Raw genomic sequence first — 18,165 nt, forward strand, 5'->3', positions numbered from 1 at the left:
CTCTCACCTTCTCTTTATAAAAGAATTGTTATAGGTTCTTCTAAATAATGTTTAATTGTGCGTAAAAATGCAGCTGCTGGTGCACCGTCTAATACACGATGATCGAATGTTAAACTTAAAGGTAACATACTTCCTTTTCTTAATTTTTTCCCTTTAAATACAGGAACATGTTCAATTGCACCTACACCTAAAATACCAGTTTCAGGTGTATTTAATACCGGTGTGAAATATTCAATACCAAAGCTACCTAAATTACTAATTGTAAATGTCGTTCCGTGCATATCATCACTACTTAAGCTACCTGCTCGTGCCTTTTGTGCCATATTCTTAATCTCTTTAGACAACTCTACTAAAGATAAATTATTTGCAAAGCGAATAGCTGGAACGACTAACCCTTTTTCTAATGCGACTGCCATGCCTAAATGCACATGTTCAAATTGATGAATTGCATCATCTATATAAGCGCTGTTCATTTCTTTATGCTCTCCAAGTGCTAATACAACAGCATACGAGACGAAATCCGTAATAGTTAATTTATTATCATATCTTTTTTGTACAACTTCCGCTATTACTTTATGTAAAGCAACTAAATCTGTTACATCTACTTTCATCGTTAACGTTAATTGTGCGCTATTTTGTAAGCTTGCGTGCATACGATTTGCGATTGCTTTACGCATACCAGTAACAGGAATCGCTTTACTTTCTTCTCGTTCAGATATTTCCGGAACGTTTACTCTTACCTCAAGTGCTTTTAATACATCTGCCTTTGTAATCCTTCCGCCAGGACCTGTACCAACTAATGCCTTGATATCCAGATTTTCAGACTTTGCAATTTTCTTGGCTACAGGTGAAATTTTAATTCTTTGCTTCGATACTTCTTTCCCATTTGCTTCTTGATTTTGTACATTTTGTACTTCTATATTAGATGTTTTTTCTTCTACAACATGTGTGCTTTCCTGCATTTCTACCTTTTCATTCGGTTTACCGATGTAGCAAATTACAGTACCAGGCGGCACTCCTTCATCTTCACTTACAGCTATATCAAGTACCGTACCATCAGCTGGCGCTTCAATTTCCGTTTCAATTTTTTCTGAATTAATACTAGCAATTAGTTCTCCTTTTGCTACATTATCGCCTGCTTTAATATTCCAGCTCGTAATAATACCTTCTTTCATCGCCATACCTAACTTCGGCATTACAACTTCTACAGCCATGTCTCTCTCTCTCTCCCTTCTCATCGTTTTATTACACATGTAATAAAGATTGGTCTCCGATCATTTCTGATACAGTTTCAATTACTTTTTCTGGTGTTGGCAAATACAACTTTTCAAGTGGTGGTGAGAACGGAACAGGTGTATGTGGTGCTGTAATTCGTTTAATAGGTGCATCTAACAAATCAAAACCTTTATCCGCTACAATTGCCGCAATATCTGTTGCAATACTACATCTAGGATTCGCTTCGTCAATGACGATAAGACGATTTGTTTTTTCAACAGATGATAAAATAGTATCTTCATCAAGTGGTGATAAAGATCGTGGATCAATTACTTCTACTTCAAGCCCCTTTTTCGATAATTGCTTTGCAGCTGCAAGCGCTGTATGAACTTGCTTTCCGATTGCGACAATTGTTACATCAGAACCTTCCCGTTTAATATCTGCTTTTCCTAATGGAATTGTATAGTATCCTTCTGGCACTTCACCTTTCATATTGTAAAGTGTTTTATCCTCAAAGAAGATTACTGGATCATCATCTTCAATTGCCGCTAATAATAAGCCTTTTGCATCATACGGTGTGGAAGGAACAACAACTTTAATACCTGGTATGCTCGTAAATAATGCGTACAAACTTTGTGAATGTTGAGCTGCTGCACTAAAACCAGCGCCATGCATCGTACGTACTGTAACGGGTACTTTTGCTTTACCTCCAAACATATAACGGAATTTCGCACCTTGGTTTAATACTTGGTCAAGACAACTACCGATAAAATCATTAAACATTAACTCAGCTATCGGACGTAACCCAGTTGCAGCAGCTGCCATCGCAGCTCCCATATAACCCGCTTCAGAAATTGGTGTATCCAATATACGATTTCGGCCAAACTCTTGTACAAGTCCTTTCGTAACACCAAGAACACCACCCCAAGCTTCATCATCTTGCAGGTGATCAACTTGTGCACCGCCTGCAACATCTTCACCTATTAAAATTACATTTTCATCACGACTCATTGAGATTTTCATCGCTTCATTAATTGCAGTTGACATACTTACTGTTCTAGTCATAATTTTTCACCCTCCTCTTATTTGTAAGAAACGTATACATCTTTTAATAATTCTTCATCGTCTGGGTATGGACTATTTTCACTAAATTCAATGGATCTTTGTACTGCATCATCTACTGCTTTTTCCATATCAACAAGTTCAGATTCTGTTAATAAACCTTCATGAATTAAATGCTTACGGAAATTCACAATTGCATCTTTTTCGTTTAAATGTTCTTCTTTTTCTTCTGATGTTTTATATGTTTGCGCTTCACCTTCGAAATGACCATAATTACGATATGTCATACATTCAATAATTGTTGGACCATCACCATTACGCGCACGTTCAACTGCTTCTGCAGCAGCTTTATATACAGCTAGAAGATCTTTTCCATCTACTTGAACACCTGGAATATTATAAGCTTTTGCGCGATCAGCGATAGAATCACAACTTGAAGCATATTCAAATGTAGTTGCTTCACCGTAACCGTTATTTTCTGCAATAAAAATAACTGGTAACTTCCAAATCGCCGCTAAATTAACCCCTTCATGGAATGTTCCTTCATTATTTGCTCCGTCACCGAAGAAGCAAACACTTACATCTTTTGTTCCTTTATATTTAGCTGTTAATGCTGAACCGCAAGCAAGTGGGAAACCCCCGCCTACAATGCCATTCGCACCAAGCATTCCTTTATCTAAATCGGCAATATGCATGGAACCGCCTTTACCTTTACATAATCCTGTCGCTTTCCCGAAAAGTTCAGCCATCATACCATTTAAATCACAACCTTTTGCGATACAATGTCCATGACCTCTATGTGTACTTGTAATACTGTCACTATCCGTTAAGTGGGCACATACACCAACTGCTACCGCTTCTTCACCTGCGTATAAATGAACGAAACCTGGCAAAACGCCTTGCGCGAACAATTCATGCACCTTATCTTCAAACTTACGAATTTCTAACATTTTTTCGTACATCCAATGAGCTTGTTCTTTCGTAATTTCATTCCCTTTACTTTCAGTTGTTTTTAACATGTCCAGCCCTCCTATTTTCTTGTTCGTCTTTTATATTGCAAGTATTGTGCCAATTTCGAATCCTTGTTTTAATAGGTTTTCTCTATCTTTTAACAATAAAAAAGTGGACAAAATGAGACGTTTGTCTCGTTTTGTCCACCTTTGTTCCCTTAATAAGAGAATTGTTACTTTATTCATTATCAAAGCTCTTCTGTAATTTTCGGATGTAAATAATTTGACCAATATGATATGCATTATGAGTTGTTACATTCGCTAGCACTTCCCACCACTTTGCAGAAACAGGAAATCCCACTACATCACTTTCAACCTTTTCTTCATTTATGAGATTTTGCCATTGTAACAGTTTTTCTAGTAGTTTTTCCCGTAATTCATCGAAAGTTTGATTATCTGAGAGCATAAAACTTTTGTTATTATCTCCTATAGCGGGTACTGCATTCACATTTGATTCTTTATACCTAGTTTGCCACGTAGAGTTCCAATACAGTAAATGTTGTACGATTTCAGCTATACTATTACTCTCTTCATTCGGTTTCCAGAAAGCTTCCCTCTCAGACAAACCCTTAACTGCATCTGAAAATGGCATATACCAACTGGGATCATTTGCATTTGCTAATAACTGATCCGCTAATACAGCTTTTACATGGACCATTTTTCTTCCCTCATTTCATTATCATATTAATATACACTACTCTATATACGCTGATTCCCTATAATCCCCTTTTTTTACATACAAATTGATTTCATACTAAATGTAAGAATAATAGATTTTCTTATCATAACTCGTTATGATAAAAGAAAAAGAAAGCTGGCGAAAAATGAATAAAAAAATCGCAATAATTACTGGAGCCTCAAGTGGATTTGGACTATTAACTACACTCGAACTCGCAAAAAAAGATTATTTAGTTATTGCTACAATGCGGAACCTTGAAAAACAAGTGAACTTACTATCTCAAGCTACTCAACTCAACTTACAACAAAACATAAAAATTCAACAATTAGATGTAACCGATCAAAACTCTATACATAACTTCCAATTATTTTTAAAAGAAATACAAAAAGTAGACCTACTTGTTAATAATGCAGGATATGCAAATGGCGGCTTTGTAGAAGAAATTCCAGTAGAGGAATACCGTAAACAATTTGAAACGAACCTATTTGGAGCTATATCAATTACCCAGCTTGTCTTACCGTATATGAGAAAACAAAGAAGTGGAAAAATCATTAATATAAGCAGCATTAGCGGCCAAGTTGGATTTCCTGGTTTATCTCCTTATGTATCTTCAAAATATGCATTAGAAGGCTGGAGTGAATCGCTTCGCTTAGAAGTAAAACCTTTCGGAATAGATGTTGCTTTAATTGAACCAGGTTCTTATAACACAAACATATGGGAGGTTGGTAAACAACTAGCTGAAAACCAATCTGATACAACATCTCCTTACAAAGAGTATATGGATAAAATACAAAAACATATTAATAGCGGTAGTGATACATTTGGTAATCCGATAGATGTTGCTAATAAAATCGTTGAAATTGCTGAAACAAAGCGTACTACTTTACGATATCCTATTGGAAAAGGTGTAAAATTTATGATCTTTACGAAGAAGATTCTTCCTTGGAGATTGTGGGAACACCTTGTTTTGAGAAGCTTTAAGAAGATGTAATAAACTTTTTGAAAACTATTTTGAAAGAGGTGCTAATTAAATGTTAGGTTTACCGTATGGGAAAGTGTTTTTAGTGCCGTGGACTGAAGAATGGGAAATTGAGTTTATGAAAGAGAAACAAATCATTGAGGAACAAATTGGCGAACATATTTTAGCGATACACCATATTGGTAGTACTTCTATTCCATATTTAAGTGCAAAGCCAATTATTGATATAGCAATTGAATTAGAAAATTATACGGACGGTATACATTTTATTAAAAAGTTAGAACTACTAAACTATAAATATAGAAAAGAAGTATTACCCGAAAGATACTATTTTAATAAAGGTGAACCAAGAACTCATCAAATTCATATGTATGAACAAGGGAATACATATTTAATAGAACAATTACAATTTCGTGATTACTTAATAGACAATAAAACTGCACGCATGCAGTATGAACAGTTAAAGATTCAACTTTCACAAGCTAATCCTACTGATAAACATAAGTATGCAGAAGATAAAACTAATTTCATTACATCTATATTAACTAAAATAAATGCTTAAATAAACAAGAAACCATTTAGTAGTAAATGGTTTCTTGCTTATTAGTTATTTCATTATTTGTACTATCAAATTTTTATTATACAGCAGGTGGAAAGAAGTAAAATAGTATCGAAGTCATAAAAATAAACGTGAATACCCCAATTACCGAAAATATATATTCTTTCGATTCTTTATCATACTTCCATTCCATCAATGCTCTTAAGATTAACGTCCCACCTAAATAAGTAAAAATGACATAAGCGATATTAACACTTTCAAATTTAAAGATAAATATAAAGCTAGTTATTAAATAAAAAGTAGTCCTATTTCCAATTTTTTATGTAAACTATTTACATGTTTCTTATATCCCCAAAAACCACCCTTGGGCATATTCAATTTTTTTCTTAAAAACTTATCGAGAAAGTAGACAGCTATACAAAAAACAATAGTTATAATCCCAAAAGTAGAAGCTCCCATTTTCACCCCTCCTATTATTTCATTTAATTACTTGAAATAAATTGGACTATATTACGGTTATCCCCTTCTAAATAACTTATGATGCCTTCAGGATATGTCGGCTTCTCCTGTAATTCCTCTAGACTTTTCCAAATTAATATAATATCCTCATGCTCTTTATGCCTTATTTCATTTGTAATGATTTTTTCAACAGTCCCCCAATGTATCAATGTACAATGATGACCATTTTCGTTGCCCCACTCAAAAATATGTTCATTTACAATTGCTAACTCTTGAACATCAACTTTCAAATCGTATTCTTCTATTAACTCTCGAATTATTGCTTCTTTTGACGTTTCACCAAATTCAATAGAGCCACCTGGAAAACGATAAAATGATTCATTCTCATCACATTGTACTAGTACTTTTGAATGTTCGTCGTTTACAATCATTACTTCAGCCCGTAAACGTGGTCTTATCATTTTCTCACCCTTTATTTGTATGACCATTCATCACCAATACGTATTATAGAATACATTCAAAATAAAACCTGTAATTATTAGTAACGGAACAATTCCAAACGAAATAATATATTCTTTTGCTTTCCTATCATATTTCCACTGCATATATCCTTGAAAAATGTACAACGTCATAAAAAAGAAAATTGGTATATAAGTCATGTATATTGGATTCAAAATTGAACCTATCATCATAAGTACTACATAAGAAATAATGATAATCCATTGCCCCCATTTATGTGATTGGCTGACATATTTACTATTCCATCCAGTTTGTCTCGGTATATTTAACTTCTTCCTCACAATTTTTTCTAAAAAGAATAAAATTATAATCCATAACAATAAGACAATTAGTTTCAAAAGAAACAGAAAGGCCTCCTCCTTTACCTTTTCTCCGGCTGATCACTCGGATACGTAGCACTCTCTTTATTTTCAACGTCCCAACTAATTATAGTCGCACTATCGCGTCCGAATTGATGATGAACGTGCTCTAATACATGATGAACACTTTCTTCAAGTTTTTTATTATTTCTATTCATATTATTATACAGATTTACTGGCGTTTCATATCGGCGTTCCCCGCATTCTAATACTCCATCTGTCACCATTACAATTCGGTTCTTTCCAGTACGTAATTCACGAATACCTGATGAATAACAAGGAACAGGTAAATCAAATGTGTTTACATTTCCAATCCATTCGTAAAAATGACGTTGATTTAATGCATATTGTCCTAACTTATGTAACTCTTCATGAAATACATACACTAAACAATCACCAATAGAAAGCCACCATATATAATTTTCTTTTCTTACACATAGTAAGCAAGCTGTTTCACCTTGTATTCTTTTGCACTTTTCCTTAAATGAAGATGACTGAAAAATTGTAAGTATATGATTTTCAACATACTGAAATACTGTATCAATTGGTTCATTCAAAATTATTCTTATATTTTCATATTCTTTTTCGATTGTATTTACTACTAAATCAACACTTTCTGCACTATTATGTCCATCTAATATAGCTGCAAATTCCCATTCACCATTTGACCAAACTAATGCACCATCTTCATTCTTTTTCGCTCCAGCACTTATATTCCCGCCATATTTACCAAGTACAATATCACCATATTGCTTAACTGAAATTTCTCCTAAACACATTTCTATATTTCCAACCCATGAATATTGTGTATTATTTGTTGTATGCATACTCATTTACCATATACTTACGTATTCTTTCGCATAGTTTTTTTATTTTCTCTTCATCACCATATGGTGCACCAGTCCATTTCGCTACTTCGGTTGGTGACCAAAATTCTTTTGGTGTATTGGGATAGCGTGGAATAATGTGCATATGCATATGTGGTACACCATTTCCTGAAACAAAAGTGTAAATATGCTCTGCACCTTCGCTTTCTTTTAGCGCTTTACTTACTCTACTTGTTATAAGTCCTAACGCTTTCGCTTCTTCATCTGTTAGTTCAGCAAGGCCAGGTACATGTCTTTTTATATCTATCATTACATAACCTAGGTATGTTTCTTCACTATCCCAGTAGACATGTCCAACGTAAACGAGTTCATCTTCGTAAATAGCTCCACCTGGAACTATAATATTTCCTTTATGTTTTTCGCAAATGAAACAGTTTTGTTCTATTTGATTGTTTGTTGACATATCCATCACCTTCCTTTTCATATATAATAGCACAAAAAAAGGAAAAACAGGTTTCGTATTCCGAATTTTCATTCTTTTGATACAACAATTTTTGAAATGAATTTACATCTCATTATTTCTTCAAAAACGCAATCCCAATTATAATCCCAATCACAATTCCGATTACTAAATTATTTGTAAAGTGCCCTTGAAATACACCGATTACAACCCCTATACCGACACCTATTGCCAAAGCATCATTTCTTTTTTTATTTTTAGCCAAAATTGCATCTCCTCCCATCATTTCTCCCTAAACAACATGCATTCACTTAAATGTATTAATATACGCACTATCTCGCTTGAATCTTTTCAAAAAAAGCACTTTAACTTCATATATAATATTTTCCATTTTCTGTACATACTCCTTTTATAATGAAAAAATTTCAAGTAACCATTAAATATATATAGGCATTTACTATAAGAAAGATCCGTAATTTATTGAAGGAGGAACGATTCAAATGCATCCTCATTGGAATCCAAATATAAATCAACAGTATGTTTATTCCCCCCATCCTGTAAGGAATACATTGCATCATGATTCACAATATATGATGCCGCGCATCGCTAGCCTTGAAAGTCAGTTAGCTAAATTAATCTCATTAATCGAAGAAAATAATCAATTAATTAAATCCATGGAACAACAGCAAAACCAAGTTTGTGCACCAGCTGGAGGTTCTGTTATCGTTCGTATGTAAACTGGATGCAATAAAAAACACACTTTGTAGTATAAAAGTGTGTTTTTTGGTCATTATTTTCTTTTCGTATGGAACCCTTGTGTAATTCGGTCTAATATAATTGCGATTACTACGATAGCTAATCCAGCTTCAAATCCCATTCCGATATTAACTTGTGTTACCGAGCGATATACATCAACTCCAAGTCCAGGAGCTCCTACAAGTGACGCTGTTACAACCATCGATAACGAAAGCATAATACTTTGGTTCACACCAGCCATAATCGTTCCGGTTGCAAGTGGTAATTGTACTTTAAATAGTTTTTGTGATGCAGTGGATCCAAATGCATTCGCTGCTTCAATTAAATCTTCTGGAACTTGTCTAATTCCTAAGTCAGTAAAACGAATTGTCGGTGGCATTGCAAAGATTACTGATGCAATAATTCCAGGTACTACACCTACTCCGAAAAATGTGATCGCTGGAATAAGGTATACGAATGCAGGCATTGTTTGCATAAAATCTAATGTTGGTTTTAAAAATTTTGAGAAACGTTCATTTTGAGATGCTAATATACCAATTGGAATTCCGACAATAATTGAAATAATAACTGACGTAAGTACGAGTGCTAATGTTTGCATCGTTTGTGCCCAGTAGTTAATATTTAAAATAAATAATAATCCAATAAGCGTAAAAATGACTAAAGATAGTTTTCTCGTTGTGTACCAAATGAGGAAACATAAGATAATAATCATCAATATGGCAGGAATTATTATTAAAAAATTAGTGAGTAAATCAACGAATCCACCAATAATATAAGAGAATCCTCGGAATAAGCCTTCAAAGTGCTCATATAAACTTACAACAAATGAGTCGACCCATTCCCCTAACGGAATACGCGGTATACTATTCATCGTCTTTCACCTCTTCCTCAATGTTTCCTGCAAGAGCTTGAATGACACTTTCACGTTTAATAATTCCTCTTAGCCTTTTCTTCTCATCGATTACTGGTAACGGATATTTCATCTCCGCCATTTTTGCATACGTCTCTTCCAGTAAAGTATCTAAATACACATGCGGAATATCATTAAGTAATAAATCAGCAATCGGCCACTGTTTTTGTACTGCCTTACTCGCATCATCCGCAGTTAATATACCTAAAAACTCATACTTTTTGTTTACAACATATACAGTTGAAACACCAGCATTCCTCATAATTTGAAGGGCTACACGAGGTCCACGATCAATTAATAAAGTTTCTGGTCGTTTTAAAATAGACTCCGCCGTAATTACTTTTCCTAAATTCACGTCCGCAACAAACTTTTCTACAAATTCATTAGCGGGGCTCATCATAATTTCTTCTGGCGTTCCAATTTGAACGATTTCTCCATCTTTCATTAATGCGATACGATCTCCAATTCGAAGCGCTTCATCTAAATCATGCGTAATAAATATAATCGTTTTTTCCATTTTATCTTGCAACTCTAACAATTCATCTTGCATTTCTTTTCGAATAAGTGGATCTAATGCACTGAATGACTCGTCCATTAGTAATACATCTGGATTATTCGTTAGCGCCCTTGCGATTCCAACGCGCTGCTGCATACCGCCACTAAGTTGACTTGGATAATTATCTTTATGATGATCGAGTCCTACTAACTGTAGCGATTCTAACGCTTTTTTCTCTCGCTCTTCAACCGGAACTCCTTGTATTTCTAACCCATATGCAACATTTTGTATAACTGTACGATGCGGAAATAGAGCGAATTTCTGAAATACCATACTCATTTTCGTTCTTCTTACTCTTCGTAACTCTTCTTTTCCCATCGTTGCGATGTCTTCACCATCTATGTATATATGACCTGCAGTTGGTTTAATCAATTGATTTAACATACGAACAAGCGTAGATTTCCCGCTACCAGACAAACCCATAATAACGAAAATTTCTCCAGAGTATACTTCAAACGTTGCTTTTTTCACCCCAACGTTCATTCCTGTCTCTTTTAAAATTTCCGATTTACTTTTTCCTTCTTTTAATAAGGAAAGGGCTCTTTGCGGATGTTTCCCGAATACTTTTGTTACGTTTTCAACACGCACCTTTGTATTATCCATGTCACTACTCCTTTTCTACCCATCTATTCACATAGTGTTGCGATTTTACAAAGAAATATTACATAAAAATGACATTCATAAGATTTCTTTAAAATTCTCGTTTCCGTTCATAATAAGAATGCTTACTTATACATTTATTTTATAAGGCAAACGTTACTTAGGAGGTTTTCAATGCGAAAGAAAATTTGGTTTATATGCCTTGCATTATTTATTACTATGATTTTCACTTCATGTAATGCAACAAATGCAAATTCGAAAGGGAAAATTAAACTTGGTGTAACAAGTTGGAAAGAAAATATTGCAACTGCAAACATGTGGAAAGTTTTATTAGAAGAAAAAGGCTACAAAGTTGAGCTCATGTATTTAGAAAAAGCCGCAATTTGGACTGGTGTTGCTCGTGGCGATGTTGATGCGAATTTAGAAGTATGGCTACCAGTTACAGATAAACCGCTAAACGATCGTTATAAAGATGATATTGTCTTAAAATCAAAATGGTACGAAGGTACTGGACTAGGTTTAGTCGTCCCTTCTTATATGAAAAATATAAACAGTATCGAAGATTTAAATGCTCATAAAGATGAACTAGATAATAAAATTGTCGGTATCGAACCCGGTAGTAGTCTTATGAATTTAACGAATAAAGCAATGAAAGAATATGATATAAAACTAAAACTTGTCCAATCCTCTGAAGCTGCGATGATGAGTGAACTAAAGAAAGCATATACAAAAAAGAAACCAATCGCTGTTACGCTTTGGAATCCGCATTGGGGGTTTTCAGAATTTGACTTGAAATATTTAAAAGACCCTAAGAAAGTATATGGTGAAAAAGATGACATTTATTACTCCGTTCGTAAAGGTTTCGAAAAAGATCACCCAGATGTTATAAAATACTTTGATAAATGGAAAATGAACGATGAACAGCTCGGTACGTTAATGGTCATGTTAAATAAAACAAAAGATCCTGAAGAAGCTGCGCGAAAATGGATTAAAAAAAATCAAGCATTAGTTGATGAATGGGTAAAGGATTAATAAAAAGGCTAGAGAATTAATATATCCTCTAGCCTTTTTCATCTTATTTTTTCGTAACAACATCATCTACAATCCCATATTCCTTCGCTTCTTCTGCAGTCATAAAATAATCTCTTTCTGTATCATGTGCTACTCTTTCAATCGGTTGGCCTGTTTTTTCTGCAATCATTTTATTAATATCATGCTTTAACTTTAATATTCTTTTCGCAGTTATTTCAATTTCTGTTGCTTGCCCTTGTGCACCACCAAGCGGCTGATGAATCATAATTTCACTGTTAGGGAGCGCAAACCGTTTTCCTTTTGCTCCAGATAATAATAGCAATGCACCAAATGATGCCGCAAAGCCCATGCACAGCGTTTGCACATCTGGTTTAATTAAATTCATCGTATCTAATATTGCAAAACCTGCTGTCGTTGAACCGCCGGGGCTATTGATGTATAAGAATATATCTTTCTCTGCATCTTCTGCTTCTAAAAATAATAATTGAGCTACGACACTACTCGCTACTTGATCATTAATTTCTGAACCGATAATAATAATGCGGTCTTTTAATAACCTTGAATATATATCATAGGAACGTTCTCCTAATTTTGTTTGTTCTACTACATATGGAATTGCATTCATTTTAAATCCCTCCAATACTTGTTATGCTGCGCAAAGCATACAACTGTAGGAAGAAGGTTGTTTCACATTAAATAATAAGACTGGCTGTTTAGATGGTAACTTAGTAAAATCTATTGACGGAAGCAGTTTCGTTAATAATTCCGGTCTCTCTTCTCGAATAGACGTTACTACAACTTCCATATCATCTGTGAATTCGACTATCTCGACCCCTTCTTCACTTACAGTTTTCAGCCTATTTCTACTCCGGAATAAAGAAGCTTTCACTGCACCTTCTGATACAGAACACACTTTAGCAATATCAGCGATACTATATTGAAAAACATCTTTTAATAATAAAATTGCGGATTGCTGTACATTTAATGAAGACAATACTTTCCCTACCATTTCATGCAAATCTGCAATGTTCTCATGTGGTTCTTCAGAAGTGATTTGTTCTCTTATTTTTTCATGAACAGACTTAGACTTCATCTGATCTAACCAACGATTTCTTGCTATTTTATAGACGAGTGTCATACAAATATCTTTATTTCTATATTTTTGAAGCACTTTACACACTGTTTCTTGGGCGAGATCTTCCCCATCCCATTTGTTTTTCGTTAAAAAAGTACAGTATCTTTTTAACTCTCCATATTGTTCAATTAAAAAGTTTATATTTGAATGATTCATATCGATACGGTTCTTTAAAACATGAGTTACTTTTGTGCACAAAATAACCACTCCTTTTCAGCGCTTACTTAATAAACGATTCAACATTAAAAAAAGTTACGGGGATATAAAAAAATAATGTTTATGTTCAATAATTCGCGGTCATAAATATGTTATGTACAATTTTACGTGAGGAGGAACAAATTTGCCAAAATTAACAATTGAAGGTGCGGGAACATTTGATGTAAAAGAAGGAACGAAGTTAGTATTAGCAATTGAAGATAGCGGTGTCAACATTCTTCATCGTTGCGGCGGGAATGCACGTTGCACAACTTGTAGAGTAGAAATACTAGCAGGTGATTTCTGTGAAGCGAGTGCGAATGAGAAACATGCAATGACGGAAAAAGGGATTGAAGATCATTTACGATTATCTTGTCAAATGCGTGTACATAAAGATATAGTCGTTCGTCCGGTACTTACAGTTGAAAATTCAGGTCTTGATGCTGGACCGCGTCCGGCGGAGTAAAGCGATGAATTTAAAACAGCTCGCTGGCGAATATGCCGCTAACTTTGTAAATGATGGCATGAAGATTGGGCTTGGTACAGGTTCTACTGTATATTGGACAATACAAAAATTAGGTGAGCGTGTAAAAGAAGGATTATCATTTCAAGCTGTACCGACATCAAAGGAAACTGAAGCATTAGCACATCAACTAAATATCCCCCTAATTTCGTTAAACGACGTACAAAGTCTTGATCTTACAATTGATGGAGCGGATGAAGTTGATTCAAATTTACAACTTATAAAAGGCGGTGGCGGTGCATTACTTTGTGAAAAAATCGTTGCCTCTTCCTCTAAAGAACTAATTATCATTGCTGATGAATCGAAACTTGTAACACATTTAGGTACTTTTCCATTACCTATTGAAATCATCCCTTTTTCATGGAAACAAACCGAAAATAAAATTCAGTCTTTAGGATGTCAAACAACATTACGTTTGAAAAATAATGAAACCTATATAACCGATAACAATAACATGATTATCGATTGTATATTCCCTAATCATATTTCTAATCCTGCCCATTTACACACTCAATTAAAAATGATTACTGGTGTAGTTGAAACAGGGTTGTTTATAAGTATGACGAGTAAAGTAATTATCGGCGCTAAAAATGGGATAAAGGAATTGTAATAAAAGCTAACTTTTTAAAGTTGGCTTTTTAGTATGTTCTTCTCTTAATAGCGCTTTATTATGATATACTATGAAAACACAAGCTGATTACACTAGAAAGGACTGAACATTTTGCAATCCAAACTTATAACAGAACTTGCTGATTTAGAAACTGCCTTTCATATTCGAAAAGAAGTATTTGTAAAAGAACAAGGTGTCCCTCTTGCAGATGAATTCGATACATTCGATGAAATCGGAGAGCAATGTAAACATATTTTAGTTTATTATAATGAGCTTCCTGTAGGTACAGGGCGTATACGATTTGTTGATGGCGTCGGAAAATTAGAACGTATTTGCATTTTAAAAGATTATCGTACATACGGATTAGGTAAAGTCATCATTCAAACGTTAGAAGAAATTGCTCGTAACGAACAAGCTACAAAAGTGAAACTACACGGGCAAACACAAGCTGAAGGATTTTATAAAAAATTAGGTTATGAAACTTCTTCTGATATATTTATGGAAGATGGCATTCCGCATATACTTATGACGAAAATGTTATCATAATAAAAAGGGTAGTGTATGAATCTTATGTATTCATACACTACCCTTTATTATTAATAGAAAAGTGAATTCTCAAGATTCTCTTTTGAAATCAAAGCCCATCATCTCTTAGTTCATATCTAGGTAAAGCTTACACTGTTTTCCATAATGATAATGCATAAATCCAGTTCGGATCACCATTTCCTTGATAACTCTGGACTGCTTCATATACTTTTCCTTCGTGTAGAACTCTATCTCCCTTTTTATATGCTTTTTTTGCATCCCACGCTTCATGTGAAGCGCTTTCAGTTTTTGTAGTAATTGTGAATATATCACTCTGTACGGATTCATTTCCAGCTACATCAACAGCTTTCACTACATATTTATAAGTAGTATTAGCGAGCAGATTTTTATCCATATAAGAAGTTGTATTGGATGTTGCAATCTTTTTCATTGACCCTTCTGTTTCTCTATAAATATCATAATGGTCTACACCAATATTATCGTCAGATGGACTCCACATTAAATCCACACTTGACGCTGTCGTTCCCATACTATGTAATCCTTTTGGTTGTGTTGGTGCTTCTGTATCAGGAGTCTCAACTGTCGTTTTTACTGTAAGCGCTGTACTTTCTTTCGATACATTGCCAGCTGCGTCAATTGCTTTTACAGTATAAGAGTATTCTGTACTTGGTTGTAACTTCTTATCAATAAAATGAGTCCCTGGTACTGTATCAATCATCTCTCCGTTACGGAAGATTTGATATCCTTTTACCCCTACATTATCCGTAGAAGCGTTCCATGTTAGTTCTACACTATTCGCTGTTACTTTTTGCGTCTGAAGTCCATTTGGAATACTTGGCGCTTCTATGTCTGGTTTCACATCATTAATAAGATTAACATCAATTACATTATAGAATGCATTTGCTGTATCAGCTACATCCCATACTGCTAAAATCACATGATATCCACTACGATCAGTAGGTACATTGATTTTATGAGTTAAATTATTTGAAGCTGCAGAACCATCATGTTGTACAGTTCCAATTGGTTCGAAATCTGCTCGTGTTAGCGCTTTATTTGGATTCCATCCTTTTTTAGTAATATAGTAATGCCACTTACTCGTTAAGTGAGGCGCAGTATACTTCCAAGTAAATGTATTTTCCCCACCAGTGATTGTATTTTTAAACCAACGATTTGCTGTTTGTTGATCTAAAATACCACCAAATTTTCCGCCTGCTGAAGCAATTTGTCCATCTACTGGACCACCTTGTGGGAAACCTTTTGGAGCTTCTAAACTTTGTGGTTCATACATAACACTTCCACAGTTTACATTTAGCGCACCATAAGTTGAACTACATAAAGCGGATCGGCTACTAGGCTTTTCAACAAAACCGTGCGCATAAGCATTTTGAGGAATAAGTGTCGTACTAATAATTCCAGCTGTTAATGCTACAGCTCCTAAACTTTTTTTGTTCATTTTCATATTTTGTAGTTGTTTTAAAAATCGATTATTCATGTTCATGTCTCCTTCTTGTTATACTTTGTAGTGGAATGTGGGCTTTGATGTAAAAGAATAACAAGAGACAAACTTGTACCGATGTATGTGTTAATTATGCATACACCGCAGTGAAATTATATTTTTCTTGTGAAACATTTCACTTTATGAATATATCATGACATAGAAATTACCTAAGTATGTGCAGAAGTTGTGCAGAAACAGTGAAATTATTACTAACATGTAAAACTAAGTCCTAACATTTTAAAATAAAATTTGAATATATTTATCTATCATCTTTACTTCATAATTGACAATACATTTAACTGGTTAACTTTTATTCTTATACTTATATCTCTCAGTGCCTTAGTTTTAACCATACTAGATATTAAAAATAAGAATTATAAAGTTAAATAAAAAGCATCCTATTTAGATGCTTTTCTAATGTATAATTTCATTTTTTCACTGACCTACAAATATAAAAATTTCATCAACAGCTTCCTTATATCCACCTGATTTTTGGAAAGATTTCTTCAAATTCAAAGCAACTTCTTTAAATGACGGATTATTTAATACCATTTCTACACTTTCACTTAGTTGATCCGCAGTTAATCCTTGCATTTGTAATTTTATTCCTGCTCCAAGACTCTCCACTTGCTTTGCGACTACTGGCTGATCTGCACTTTGCGGTATTACAACGAGCGGAACCCCGTTATACAGTCCTTCATGCGCACTGTTCATCCCGCCGTGTGTAATAAATAGTTTCGTATAAGTAAGCAGTTCGGTTTGAGGCACATAGTTTTTCACAATGAAGTTTTTAGGGATTTCGCCTAGATCACTTATTTTTGTTTTATTACCAATAGACATAACAATTGTATGCTCACTATTCTCAAAGGCCTTCATACACAGTTTATAAAAGTCAATCGCTTCATTAAAAACAGTACCTAATGAAATATAAATCGGACTTTTTTCTTCAATTGAAGTAAAATCAACGTCTCTGTTTTTCATTTGTGCAGAGATAGATGGTCCTACAAATTTATATGTTTCATCAAACGTATCACCAAAAGGTTGGAACTCCTTAATTGTATACACAATAGTAAGGGGCGCAGGATTACAGAAAACTTCATACGATGATTTTATTTCAACACCATATTTTTCAGCAATTCCCTTCGTTAAGTTTTGAAAATCATTCTGTATTTTATCATGAATTTCTACTGGGATATTTTTTGACAGATGACCTAACATTTGCTCAAAAGATTTTTCATCCTGCGCAAAAGATGTACATGAATTTATGGATGGCAATTTAAGAATTTGAGCAATTAAGTGCCCACAGCCAAACATAGAATCATGAATTATGTAATCAAAATGTTCACCTTCAATTTGTTCTAGAACACTAGGTATAACAACATCTGCTGTATGTAGAAGACCGTTTATTCTTTCCTGTAAATAATTTCTGCCTCCAGATAGAAACGCTTTTATAAATTTTTGATCGTCAATCGTTCGTACAGTAGCACCTGTCTTCTCAATTCGTTCCCTAAAAGCTTCTATTGAAAAATAAACGACCTCTTCACCGCGAGAAATCAACTCTTCTACAACTGGCAAAGTTGGATTTATATGTCCTTCTGATCCAGCGTTAATAAATAAAACACGCGCCATTATAAACACTCCTTACGTTAAATCATTCCTATGTTGGCAAGAGT

General features: G+C 34.2%; 23 protein-coding genes and 1 pseudogene. 7 read left to right on the plus strand and 17 right to left on the minus strand.

Going from position 1 to position 18,165, the window contains the following annotated elements:
- Window positions 1-14: 14 nt before the first annotated feature.
- Genes DN400_RS26760 through DN400_RS26775 form a run of 5 tightly spaced genes read right to left on the minus strand, consistent with a single transcriptional unit; the run spans window position 15 to window position 3,945 of the window.
- The gene (locus tag DN400_RS26760; protein ID WP_147802040.1) at window positions 15-1,214 is read right to left on the minus strand and encodes a dihydrolipoamide acetyltransferase family protein; all 1,200 of its coding nucleotides are present in this window, start codon (window positions 1,212-1,214) and stop codon (window positions 15-17) included.
- 31 nt (window positions 1,215-1,245) lie between these two features.
- Window positions 1,246-2,280 (minus strand): acetoin:2,6-dichlorophenolindophenol oxidoreductase subunit beta, encoded by a 1,035-nt coding sequence (gene acoB, locus DN400_RS26765; RefSeq protein WP_071713673.1) that lies wholly within the window; start codon window positions 2,278-2,280, stop codon window positions 1,246-1,248.
- 17 nt (window positions 2,281-2,297) lie between these two features.
- On the minus strand, window positions 2,298-3,296 hold the full coding sequence (gene acoA / locus DN400_RS26770; RefSeq protein WP_000921262.1) for an acetoin:2,6-dichlorophenolindophenol oxidoreductase subunit alpha: 999 nt from the start codon (window positions 3,294-3,296) through the stop codon (window positions 2,298-2,300).
- 30 nt (window positions 3,297-3,326) lie between these two features.
- On the minus strand, window positions 3,327-3,473 hold the full coding sequence (locus DN400_RS29645; RefSeq protein WP_001045415.1) for a hypothetical protein: 147 nt from the start codon (window positions 3,471-3,473) through the stop codon (window positions 3,327-3,329).
- Entirely contained in the window at window positions 3,466-3,945 is a 480-nt protein-coding gene (locus tag DN400_RS26775) for a DinB family protein (protein ID WP_071713672.1), read from the minus strand. The genes DN400_RS29645 and DN400_RS26775 overlap by 8 nt, the downstream gene beginning before the upstream one ends.
- Window positions 3,946-4,111: 166 nt before the next feature.
- Here DN400_RS26775 and DN400_RS26780 point away from each other — a divergent pair, with 166 nt between their 5' ends.
- Window positions 4,112-4,957 (plus strand): oxidoreductase, encoded by an 846-nt coding sequence (locus DN400_RS26780; protein ID WP_025989043.1) that lies wholly within the window; start codon window positions 4,112-4,114, stop codon window positions 4,955-4,957.
- A 40-nt stretch (window positions 4,958-4,997) separates the two neighbouring features.
- The gene (locus DN400_RS26785) at window positions 4,998-5,507 is read left to right on the plus strand and encodes a GrpB family protein (RefSeq protein ID WP_071713671.1); all 510 of its coding nucleotides are present in this window, start codon (window positions 4,998-5,000) and stop codon (window positions 5,505-5,507) included.
- A 76-nt stretch (window positions 5,508-5,583) separates the two neighbouring features.
- Here DN400_RS26785 and DN400_RS26790 read toward each other — a convergent pair.
- The 6 genes and pseudogenes from DN400_RS26790 to DN400_RS26815 form a co-directional block, all read right to left on the minus strand.
- Window positions 5,584-5,963 (minus strand): annotated as a pseudogene (locus tag DN400_RS26790) (DUF4181 domain-containing protein).
- A gap of 23 nt (window positions 5,964-5,986) precedes the next feature.
- Window positions 5,987-6,424, minus strand: a complete 438-nt coding sequence (locus DN400_RS26795; RefSeq protein WP_000620919.1) for an NUDIX domain-containing protein — start codon at window positions 6,422-6,424, stop codon at window positions 5,987-5,989.
- 30 nt (window positions 6,425-6,454) lie between these two features.
- Window positions 6,455-6,820: a DUF4181 domain-containing protein gene (locus tag DN400_RS26800; protein ID WP_000767735.1), complete on the minus strand. Its 366-nt coding sequence runs from the start codon at window positions 6,818-6,820 to the stop codon at window positions 6,455-6,457.
- Window positions 6,821-6,843: 23 nt separating this feature from the next.
- Entirely contained in the window at window positions 6,844-7,668 is an 825-nt protein-coding gene (locus DN400_RS26805; RefSeq protein WP_000557598.1) for a PP2C family serine/threonine-protein phosphatase, read from the minus strand.
- Window positions 7,652-8,152: an HIT family protein gene (locus DN400_RS26810; protein WP_147802041.1), complete on the minus strand. Its 501-nt coding sequence runs from the start codon at window positions 8,150-8,152 to the stop codon at window positions 7,652-7,654. Before DN400_RS26810 ends, DN400_RS26805 begins: the two co-directional genes overlap by 17 nt.
- Before the next feature lie 91 nt (window positions 8,153-8,243).
- The gene (locus DN400_RS26815) at window positions 8,244-8,411 is read right to left on the minus strand and encodes a glycine zipper domain-containing protein (protein ID WP_000508401.1); all 168 of its coding nucleotides are present in this window, start codon (window positions 8,409-8,411) and stop codon (window positions 8,244-8,246) included.
- 217 nt (window positions 8,412-8,628) lie between these two features.
- Here DN400_RS26815 and DN400_RS26820 point away from each other — a divergent pair, with 217 nt between their 5' ends.
- Window positions 8,629-8,865, plus strand: a complete 237-nt coding sequence (locus tag DN400_RS26820) for a hypothetical protein (RefSeq protein WP_000553346.1) — start codon at window positions 8,629-8,631, stop codon at window positions 8,863-8,865.
- 53 nt (window positions 8,866-8,918) lie between these two features.
- Here DN400_RS26820 and DN400_RS26825 read toward each other — a convergent pair whose 3' ends face one another.
- Window positions 8,919-9,755 carry an ABC transporter permease gene (locus DN400_RS26825; RefSeq protein WP_001084773.1) on the minus strand — a complete coding sequence of 279 codons (837 nt, stop codon included), beginning with the start codon at window positions 9,753-9,755 and terminating at the stop codon, window positions 8,919-8,921.
- Window positions 9,748-10,953, minus strand: coding sequence for a quaternary amine ABC transporter ATP-binding protein (locus DN400_RS26830; RefSeq protein ID WP_000370606.1), 1,206 nt, complete (start codon window positions 10,951-10,953; stop codon window positions 9,748-9,750). Before DN400_RS26830 ends, DN400_RS26825 begins: the two co-directional genes overlap by 8 nt.
- A 171-nt stretch (window positions 10,954-11,124) precedes the next feature.
- On the opposite strand from DN400_RS26830, the gene DN400_RS26835 reads away from it, so the two are divergent.
- Window positions 11,125-11,982, plus strand: a complete 858-nt coding sequence (locus tag DN400_RS26835; protein ID WP_001227615.1) for a glycine betaine ABC transporter substrate-binding protein — start codon at window positions 11,125-11,127, stop codon at window positions 11,980-11,982.
- A gap of 43 nt (window positions 11,983-12,025) precedes the next feature.
- On the opposite strand, the gene clpP is transcribed toward DN400_RS26835, so the two are convergent.
- Together clpP and DN400_RS26845 are read right to left on the minus strand one after the other, a co-directional pair.
- Complete coding sequence (clpP, locus tag DN400_RS26840; protein ID WP_000991612.1) at window positions 12,026-12,607, minus strand: ATP-dependent Clp endopeptidase proteolytic subunit ClpP; 582 nt, start codon at window positions 12,605-12,607, stop codon at window positions 12,026-12,028.
- A gap of 21 nt (window positions 12,608-12,628) precedes the next feature.
- Window positions 12,629-13,315: an RNA polymerase subunit sigma-70 gene (locus DN400_RS26845; protein WP_016512688.1), complete on the minus strand. Its 687-nt coding sequence runs from the start codon at window positions 13,313-13,315 to the stop codon at window positions 12,629-12,631.
- Window positions 13,316-13,457: 142 nt separating this feature from the next.
- On the opposite strand from DN400_RS26845, the gene DN400_RS26850 reads away from it, so the two are divergent.
- From DN400_RS26850 to DN400_RS26860, 3 genes are all read left to right on the plus strand, one after another.
- Complete coding sequence (locus tag DN400_RS26850) at window positions 13,458-13,778, plus strand: 2Fe-2S iron-sulfur cluster-binding protein (protein WP_001125388.1); 321 nt, start codon at window positions 13,458-13,460, stop codon at window positions 13,776-13,778.
- Window positions 13,779-13,782: 4 nt separating this feature from the next.
- Window positions 13,783-14,445, plus strand: coding sequence for a ribose 5-phosphate isomerase A (rpiA, locus tag DN400_RS26855; protein ID WP_147802042.1), 663 nt, complete (start codon window positions 13,783-13,785; stop codon window positions 14,443-14,445).
- Window positions 14,446-14,556: 111 nt separating this feature from the next.
- Entirely contained in the window at window positions 14,557-14,991 is a 435-nt protein-coding gene (locus tag DN400_RS26860) for a GNAT family N-acetyltransferase (RefSeq protein ID WP_001190868.1), read from the plus strand.
- A gap of 127 nt (window positions 14,992-15,118) precedes the next feature.
- Here the strand turns inward: DN400_RS26860 and DN400_RS26865 are convergent, their stop codons facing one another.
- Window positions 15,119-16,486, minus strand: a complete 1,368-nt coding sequence (locus DN400_RS26865; protein WP_147802043.1) for a lytic polysaccharide monooxygenase — start codon at window positions 16,484-16,486, stop codon at window positions 15,119-15,121.
- 441 nt (window positions 16,487-16,927) lie between these two features.
- Entirely contained in the window at window positions 16,928-18,121 is a 1,194-nt protein-coding gene (locus tag DN400_RS26870; RefSeq protein ID WP_147802044.1) for a macrolide family glycosyltransferase, read from the minus strand.
- Window positions 18,122-18,165 lie beyond the last annotated feature (44 nt).

Source organism: Bacillus sp. AR8-1 (assembly GCF_008042345.1).
Classification (GTDB): Bacteria; Bacillota; Bacilli; order Bacillales; family Bacillaceae_G; genus Bacillus_A; species Bacillus_A cereus.

Excerpts from the sequence above, each read along its gene's own strand:
- DN400_RS26825 (WP_001084773.1), bottom strand. The coding sequence starts at position 9,755 with ATGAATAGTATACCGCGTATTCCGTTAGGGGAATGGGTCGACTCATTT.
- DN400_RS26805 (WP_000557598.1), bottom strand. The coding sequence starts at position 7,668 with ATGCATACAACAAATAATACACAATATTCATGGGTTGGAAATATAGAA.
- DN400_RS26785 (WP_071713671.1), top strand. The coding sequence starts at position 4,998 with ATGTTAGGTTTACCGTATGGGAAAGTGTTTTTAGTGCCGTGGACTGAA.
- DN400_RS29645 (WP_001045415.1), bottom strand. The coding sequence starts at position 3,473 with ATGAATAAAGTAACAATTCTCTTATTAAGGGAACAAAGGTGGACAAAA.
- DN400_RS26830 (WP_000370606.1), bottom strand. The coding sequence starts at position 10,953 with ATGGATAATACAAAGGTGCGTGTTGAAAACGTAACAAAAGTATTCGGG.
- DN400_RS26835 (WP_001227615.1), top strand. The coding sequence starts at position 11,125 with ATGCGAAAGAAAATTTGGTTTATATGCCTTGCATTATTTATTACTATG.
- DN400_RS26870 (WP_147802044.1), bottom strand. The coding sequence starts at position 18,121 with ATGGCGCGTGTTTTATTTATTAACGCTGGATCAGAAGGACATATAAAT.
- DN400_RS26760 (WP_147802040.1), bottom strand. The coding sequence starts at position 1,214 with ATGGCTGTAGAAGTTGTAATGCCGAAGTTAGGTATGGCGATGAAAGAA.
- rpiA (WP_147802042.1), top strand. The coding sequence starts at position 13,783 with ATGAATTTAAAACAGCTCGCTGGCGAATATGCCGCTAACTTTGTAAAT.
- acoB (WP_071713673.1), bottom strand. The coding sequence starts at position 2,280 with ATGACTAGAACAGTAAGTATGTCAACTGCAATTAATGAAGCGATGAAA.
- DN400_RS26775 (WP_071713672.1), bottom strand. The coding sequence starts at position 3,945 with ATGGTCCATGTAAAAGCTGTATTAGCGGATCAGTTATTAGCAAATGCA.
- DN400_RS26820 (WP_000553346.1), top strand. The coding sequence starts at position 8,629 with ATGCATCCTCATTGGAATCCAAATATAAATCAACAGTATGTTTATTCC.
- DN400_RS26780 (WP_025989043.1), top strand. The coding sequence starts at position 4,112 with ATGAATAAAAAAATCGCAATAATTACTGGAGCCTCAAGTGGATTTGGA.
- clpP (WP_000991612.1), bottom strand. The coding sequence starts at position 12,607 with ATGAATGCAATTCCATATGTAGTAGAACAAACAAAATTAGGAGAACGT.
- DN400_RS26815 (WP_000508401.1), bottom strand. The coding sequence starts at position 8,411 with ATGGGAGGAGATGCAATTTTGGCTAAAAATAAAAAAAGAAATGATGCT.
- acoA (WP_000921262.1), bottom strand. The coding sequence starts at position 3,296 with ATGTTAAAAACAACTGAAAGTAAAGGGAATGAAATTACGAAAGAACAA.
- DN400_RS26795 (WP_000620919.1), bottom strand. The coding sequence starts at position 6,424 with ATGATAAGACCACGTTTACGGGCTGAAGTAATGATTGTAAACGACGAA.
- DN400_RS26865 (WP_147802043.1), bottom strand. The coding sequence starts at position 16,486 with ATGAATAATCGATTTTTAAAACAACTACAAAATATGAAAATGAACAAA.
- DN400_RS26810 (WP_147802041.1), bottom strand. The coding sequence starts at position 8,152 with ATGAAAAGGAAGGTGATGGATATGTCAACAAACAATCAAATAGAACAA.